This is a genomic window from Candidatus Palibaumannia cicadellinicola, from assembly GCF_002855795.1.
Lineage (GTDB): Bacteria > Pseudomonadota > Gammaproteobacteria > Enterobacterales > Enterobacteriaceae > Baumannia > Baumannia cicadellinicola_C.
In genome coordinates, this window is record NZ_NJPO01000109.1 from 1 (window position 1) to 3,606 (window position 3,606).

The 3,606-nt window shown below is 42.7% G+C and carries 3 protein-coding genes; all 3 read right to left on the reverse strand.

Going from position 1 to position 3,606, the window contains the following annotated elements:
- Window positions 1-206 precede the first annotated feature (206 nt).
- Entirely contained in the window at window positions 207-908 is a 702-nt protein-coding gene (gene fre / locus CEX73_RS02150; RefSeq protein WP_101626956.1) for an NAD(P)H-flavin reductase, read from the reverse strand.
- Between the two features lie 78 nt (window positions 909-986).
- A complete protein-coding gene (gene ubiD, locus CEX73_RS02155; protein WP_101626957.1) occupies window positions 987-2,468 on the reverse strand; it encodes a 4-hydroxy-3-polyprenylbenzoate decarboxylase in 1,482 nt (493 codons plus the stop codon).
- A gap of 128 nt (window positions 2,469-2,596) precedes the next feature.
- Window positions 2,597-3,457, reverse strand: coding sequence for an RNA polymerase sigma factor RpoH (rpoH, locus tag CEX73_RS02160; RefSeq protein ID WP_101626958.1), 861 nt, complete (start codon window positions 3,455-3,457; stop codon window positions 2,597-2,599).
- Window positions 3,458-3,606 lie beyond the last annotated feature (149 nt).

Sequence of the window (3,606 nt, forward strand, 5' to 3'; positions counted from 1 at the left end):
ATACATATACACAATAGTACCTGAATTATGCTTCATAGTACCTGAATTATGCTTCATACTTCATATTGCTGATAATAAAACGATTAAAATTATCTATTTTTTCTTTTTATCTTGCGGGCCACATTCCCAGGTCAGGTGGGCAGCGTTACCGGAACCAGCACGGCGCCTTGTCCTCCTGGTAGGAAAGAACCAGTACACCACTGAGCTCAGAGAAAAGTAAAGGCATCGCTAAAAATACGATTGATACGGGCGTGACGCTCGGTACAAAACAGTTTGCGGGCAGACTTAGCCATTTCAAAACTACCGGCGATATAGAGATCGTAATAATCTAAGTTGCCATAGTCTTGCATTACTGCACTTAATATAGTCCCCGTTCTGCCTTGCCAGTTTTTGTCAGGCTGCTCTACCACAGGCACTACTGTCAGTTGGGAATACTTTCTGGAAAATACTTTTAACTCACTTAAATCATACAGATCATTTAGTTCTCTGCCACCCCAGTAAAGAGCTACAACACGATGCGGCTGGTGCTCTAGCACAGTTAGTAGAATAGAACGGGCGTAAGAGAATCCTGTGCCGCCAGCGATCAGCACAATAGGACGTTCGGTATCATCACGTAACCAGGCTTCTCCCTGGGGAATCTCGACTCTAATTTCACGGTCTTTAAGGATGCGATCCATGACAGCCATGGCGCACAAATGGCGTTCGGAAGCACCAATATGTAGTTCCAGAAAGCGTGTTTCCCTAGGAGTAGAAGCTAAAGAAAACGGCAGTTTATCGCGTTCATCTATTACAATCATGAGATATTGACCGGCACGGAAACTAAAAGTTGCCTTCGGCATCAACCTAACTCGGTAAACCTTTTTAGTAATAGCATCTACGGAAGTGACCTTACAGGTCAATGTTGTCATGCCTGCCTACCCTCTGATTAAATAGTAAAGTAATTCAGCACTATAGCTGCTGATATTCATCATAGTTACAATGATTCATTAATAATAAGAACTATTAAGGATACCAAGCTGTTCCCAAATAGCATCGACATGCGCCTGTACCTTCTCATCCCTCTGAATAGGTATTCCCCATTCACGCTGCGTTTCACCTGGGAACTTATTAGTAGCATCCATACCCATTTTAGATCCTAGACCAGACACAGGTGAGGCAAAATCCAGATAATCTATCGGAGTATTTGCCATGAATACTGTATCGCGCATTGGGTCCATACGAGTAGTGATTGCCCATATAACATCCTTCCAGTTACGCGCGTTTATATCATCATCACATACAATAACAAATTTAGTATACATAAATTGACGCAAGAAAGACCAGACCCCCATCATGACTCGCTTGGCTTGACCGGCATATTGTTTTTTAATTGTGACTACCGCTAAGCGATAAGAACAACCTTCTGGCGGCAGATAAAAGTCTACTATTTCCGGGAACTGTTTTTGCAAAATAGGAACGAATACTTCATTAAGAGCGACACCTATTACTGCCGGTTCATCGATTGGCCGACCGGTATAAGTAGAATGATAGATTGCATCACGTTGCTGAGTGATATGAGTGATAGTTAAAACTGGAAACCGATCGCTTTCGTTATAATAACCTGTATGATCTCCATATGGGCCCTCAGTAGCCATATCTCCCATTTTTAGGTAGCCCTCTAGAACTATTTCTGCGCTCGCAGGAACTTCTAAATCACAAGAAATACATTTAACGACTTCTGTTTTATAGCCACGCAATAAACCGGCAAAAGCATATTCCGACAGCGTGTCAGGCACTGGAGTAACTGCGCTAATAATCGTAGCCGGATCAGCTCCTAATGCAACTGCTACGGGAAAGTGCTTACCAGGATGTATCTGAGTCCATTCATGGAAATCTAGAGCGCCCCCGCGATGAGACAACCAGCGCATAATCACCTTATTTTTGCATAGCACTTGTTGGCGGTAAATACCCAGATTCTGTCGTTCTTTATGCGGCCCACGAGTTACCGTGATACCACAAGTTATAAGCGGCGCAGCGTCGCCTGGCCAGCAATGCATCACTGGAATACGGCTGAGGTTCACATCAGCACCTTGCCATATCTGCTCCTGGCATGGCGCGGAACGAAGCCGCTTAGTAGTCATATGTCGTACTTGATAGAACTTTGGTATTTTATTCAGCAGGTCGCTGAATCCTTTAGGTGGCTCTGGTTCTTTAAGAAAAGCAAGTAGTTTACCCACATCGCGCAGAGCGGTAACTTCCTCCTGCCCCATGCCCAGTACTATCCGTTCCATAGTACCGAATAAGTTGCACAGTACCGGCATTGAATAGCCTTTAGGATGTTCAAATAACAATGCAGGACCATTAGCGCGCAGAGTGCGATCAGCTATTTCTGTCATTTCGAGATAAGGATCAATGGGCAAGCTAATACGTTTTAATTGACCCCGTTGCTCCAAAATAGTAAGAAAGTCGCGTAAGTTACGGTATTTCATAGTGTTATCAGAAACAGCATTAAGCTTATATTATTAATTAATTTTGGTAACCAATTAGTTTATTTTATGTTCGTTTGTGCATGACATTATGCTTACCACAAAGGATTACTATAATCGTGGTGCCATTGTCATTGTGCTTCAATCGCCATGCGTATTTTCTTCATTGCGTTCTTTTCTAATTGACGAACGCGCTCTGCGGATACACCGTATTGTTTGGCTAGATCTTGTAAGGTACTCTTGTTGTTATTATCCAGCCAGCGAGTACGTATTATGTTCTTACTACGTTCATCTAATTTTTCCAGCGCGACTTTAAGCTTGTCGGCGGCATGATCATCCCAGTTTTGTTCTTCGATACGATCGGCAAAATCAGAGCATTTATCCTGCAGATAGAGCATTGGTGCAATAAACAGCCCATCTTGTCCCTCATCATCTGGCATCGGATCAAACGTCATGTCCTGCGCGGCCATACGAGACTCCATTTCACGAACATCTTTGCTAGTTACTCCTAACTCTTTAGCTACCATTTCTACTTCGTCCTTATTAAACCAGCCCAAACGTTGCTTTATTTTTCGAAGATTAAAAAACAACCTGCGTTGTGCCTTAGTGGTCGCTACCTTAACAATACGCCAGTTACGAAGTACATATTCGTGGATTTCTGCTTTAATCCAGTGCACAGCAAAAGAGACGAGGCGTACACCAACTTCTGGATTAAACCTACGTACCGCTTTCATCAAGCCGATATTCCCTTCCTGGATTAGGTCCGCTTGAGGTAAACCATAACCAGAATAGTTACGTGCAATATTCACCACAAAGCGTAGGTGAGATAAAATAAGCTGCTTTGCAGCTTCTATATCACCTTGATAATGTAGCCTTTCAGCAAACTCAAGTTCTTCCTCTGCAGTGAGCATTGCATAAGTATTGGCTGCCTTAACATAGTCTTCCAAACTACCTTTGGTAATTACAGCCAAAACTGGTTTCTCTTTGATCATTCAATACCTCTCACAAAAGCATTTAAGGTGCGATTCAACTAATTTCATGGTTCGGTTAGTTAAATACTATCAAATATTAGTCCGGGGTTTAATAGTGTCAATATAGTATGGTCGCTAACCAGCCTAATTATGTTGATCGTATTACGCCG

Coding starts and splice junctions, on each gene's coding strand:
- rpoH (WP_101626958.1), bottom strand. CDS start 3,457: ATGATCAAAGAGAAACCAGTTTTGGCTGTAATTACCAAAGGTAGTTTG.
- fre (WP_101626956.1), bottom strand. CDS start 908: ATGACAACATTGACCTGTAAGGTCACTTCCGTAGATGCTATTACTAAA.
- ubiD (WP_101626957.1), bottom strand. CDS start 2,468: ATGAAATACCGTAACTTACGCGACTTTCTTACTATTTTGGAGCAACGG.